Origin of the sequence: Kineococcus indalonis, assembly GCF_009906395.1 — a bacterium.
Lineage (GTDB): Bacteria > Actinomycetota > Actinomycetes > Actinomycetales > Kineococcaceae > Kineococcus > Kineococcus indalonis.
The window spans coordinates 1-3044 of record NZ_JAAALM010000493.1 but is presented as its reverse complement, the minus strand read 5'-3'; the positions used below and the strand labels follow the sequence as shown (position 1 = coordinate 3044).

Here is a 3044-nt window from a genome sequence, read left to right as displayed (position 1 = left end):
GGTGCGCACCGTGCTGGCGCACCCGGTGCACCAGCACGGTGCGCACCCGGTTGCGCCGCCCGCCGCGCGACTCCGCCTCCAGGCGCAGCCCGTACGCCTCGGCCGCCGAGCCGGGCACGACGACCTCGCCGAGGGTCTTGGCCAGCAGCCCGCCGACGGTGTCGACGTCCTCCTCCTCGATCTCCAGCCCGAACAGGTCGCCGAGCTCCTCCACGTGCAGGCGCGAGGAGACGCGGTAGCCGCCGTCGCCGAGCTCCTCCACGTCAGGGGCGCCGCGGTCGTACTCGTCGGCGATGTCGCCGACGATCTCCTCGATGGCGTCCTCGATGGTCACCAGCCCGGCGGTGCCGCCGTACTCGTCCACCACGACGGCCACGTGCGTGGTCTCGCGCTGCATCCGCTTGAGCAGGTCGTCCACCGGCAGGCTGTCGGGCACGAACGCGGCGGGGCGGGCGACGTCCTCCACCGCGGTGCCCCGCGCGGCGGCGGGGTCGTCGTGGAAGCGGCGGGCCACGTCCTTCAGGTACAGCACGCCGAGCACGTCGTCGGCGTCCTCGCCCACCACGGGCGCGCGGGAGAAGCCCGAGCGCAGCAGCAGGGCCTCCGCCTCGTGCAGCCCGGTGCCGCGGCGCAGGGAGACCACGTCGGTGCGCGGCACCATCACCTCGCGCACGCGGGTGTCGCCCAGCTCGAAGACCGAGTGGATCATGCGCTGCTCGCCGGCCTCGATGACGGAGGTCTCCCCGGCCAGCTCGACGATCTCGCGCAGCTCCGCCTCGGAGGCGAAGGGGCCGTGCGGGGTGCCGCGGCCGGGGGTGACGGCGTTGCCCACGAGCACCAGCGCGTGCGCCAGCGGGCCCAGCAGCCGGCTCAGCGGCGCCAGCACGGGCGCGGCCAGCAGGCCCACGCTCTCGGCGTGCAACCGGCCCAGGGTGCGCGGGCCGACCCCGACGAGCACGAAGTCCAGCGCGGACATGCCCAGCCCGGCCAGCAGCAGCACCAGCCACCAGGAGTCCGACCAGCTGGCCACGACGACGGTGACGCACACCGCCGCGAGCGTCTCGAAGACCACCCGCAGCAGGGTGCACACGGTCAGCACGGGCGCGGCGGACTCCAGCACCCGCCCCAGGGCGGCCGCGCCGCGGCGGCCGTCGGCCTCCAGGTCGCGGGCGCGGCGGCGCGAGGTGCCGCCGATGGCCGCCTCCGCCGCCGCCACCAGGCCGGCGGCCACGACCAGGGCGAGGGCCAGCAGCAGCAGCGGGACGGCGGGGGCCCCCACGGCGCCGGCCCTCAGCCCTCGGACCCGGGGCCCGGCAGGGCGCGGTGCCCGACGGTGGGCGTGGGGTCGCCGGGGCGGCCGATGCGGGCCAGGAAGCCCAGCACCAGCCGGCGCTGCAGCGTGAACATCTCGCGCTCCTCCTCCGGCTCGGCGTGGTCGTAGCCCAGCAGGTGCAGGATGCCGTGCGTCACCAGCAGCAGGACCTCGTCGGCGGTGGCGTGCCCGGAGGCGGCGGCCTGCGCGGCGGCCACCTGCGGGCACACCACGACGTCGCCGAGCAGGCCCGGCTCGGAGGTCTGCCCCTCGCGGCCCGGGCGCAGCTGGTCCATGGGGAAGGACATGACGTCCGTGGGGCCGGGCTCGTCCATCCACTGCTCGTGCAGGCGGGCCATGGCCTCGCCGTCCACCATGAGCACGGACAGCTCCGCCAGCGGGTGCACCCGCATCTCGTCGAGCACGTGGCGCGCCAGCGCGGCCACCTCGACGGTGTCCACGCCGCGCCCCTCGGCGAAGCTGCTCTCGTCGACGACGTCGATGCTCACGCCCGGCTCACCTGCGCCCGCGCTGCTCGCGGTGGCCGCGCTGCCCGGCGCTGGCCGCCGGCCGCGCGTCCTCCCAGCGGCCGTAGGCGTCGACGATCTCCGACACCAGCCGGTGGCGCACCACGTCGGTGCTGGTCAGGCGGGAGAAGTGGACGTCCTCGATGCCCTCGAGGATCTCCTGCACCACCCGCAGGCCCGACTCGGTGCCGCTGGGCAGGTCGACCTGGGTGACGTCGCCGGTCACGACGACCTTGGAGTTGAACCCGAGGCGGGTGAGGAACATCTTCATCTGCTCGGGCGAGGTGTTCTGCGCCTCGTCGAGGATGATGAAGGCGTCGTTGAGGGTGCGCCCGCGCATGTACGCCAGCGGCGCCACCTCGATGGTGCCCGCCGTCATCAGCCGCGGGATCGAGTCGGGGTCGAGCATGTCGTGCAGCGCGTCGTACAGCGGGCGCAGGTAGGGGTCGATCTTGTCGGTGAGGGTGCCGGGCAGGAAGCCCAGGCGCTCGCCGGCCTCGACCGCGGGGCGGGTCAGCACGATGCGGTTGACCTGCTTGGCCTGCAGGGCCTGCACGGCCTTGGCCATGGCCAGGTACGTCTTGCCGGTGCCGGCGGGGCCGATGCCGAAGACGACGGTGTGGGTGTCGATCGCGTCGACGTAGTGCTTCTGGTTGACCGTCTTGGGCCGGATGGTGCGCCCGCGGTTGGACAGGATGTTCAGGGTCAGCACGTCTGCGGGGCGGTCGCTGCCGGTGCCGGCGGCCTGGGCGCGCAGCATCGCCACCGAGCGCTCCACCGCGTCGGCCGACAGCGGCTGGCCGGCGCGCAGCACGGCGAGCATCTGGTCGACGAGGCGCTCGACGAGCGCGACCTCGCCGGCGGTGCCGCTCACGGTGATCTCGTTGCCGCGCACGTGCACGTCGGTGCGGGCGAAGGCCCGCTCCAGCACGCGCAGCAGCTCGTCGCGCGGGCCCAGGAGGGACACCATCGGGACGTCGGGCGGCACGACGACGACGTGGCGGGCGATCGCCGCCGGCTCGACGCCGGGCACGCCCTCGGCGGGGGTGGTGGGGTCGTTGCTGGCCATGGTCGGCCCGGTGGGCCGTTCGCCTCCGTGGTGAGGGGGAGCTCGTCACCACCGATCCTAGCGAGCGGGCCGGACACCGCCCGCCCGCGCCGTGGGCCACACTCGCCCGGGTGAGCAGCACCGACGCCCCCGCCCC

3 protein-coding genes are annotated in these 3044 nt (G+C 75.0%); all 3 read right to left on the bottom strand.

The window, feature by feature from the left end; translation table 11 throughout:
- Positions 1 to 1279: hemolysin family protein (locus GTR00_RS17950; RefSeq protein ID WP_166612945.1), on the bottom strand; the 1279-nt coding region annotated here is incomplete at its 3' end.
- Between the two features lie 11 nt (positions 1280 to 1290).
- Positions 1291 to 1821: an rRNA maturation RNase YbeY gene (ybeY, locus tag GTR00_RS17945; protein ID WP_166612944.1), complete on the bottom strand. Its 531-nt coding sequence runs from the start codon at positions 1819 to 1821 to the stop codon at positions 1291 to 1293.
- Positions 1822 to 1828: 7 nt separating this feature from the next.
- Positions 1829 to 2908 carry a PhoH family protein gene (locus tag GTR00_RS17940; protein ID WP_166612943.1) on the bottom strand — a complete coding sequence of 360 codons (1080 nt, stop codon included), beginning with the start codon at positions 2906 to 2908 and terminating at the stop codon, positions 1829 to 1831.
- Positions 2909 to 3044 lie beyond the last annotated feature (136 nt).

Excerpts from the sequence above, each read along its gene's own strand:
- GTR00_RS17940 (WP_166612943.1), bottom strand. The coding sequence starts at position 2,908 with ATGGCCAGCAACGACCCCACCACCCCCGCCGAGGGCGTGCCCGGCGTC.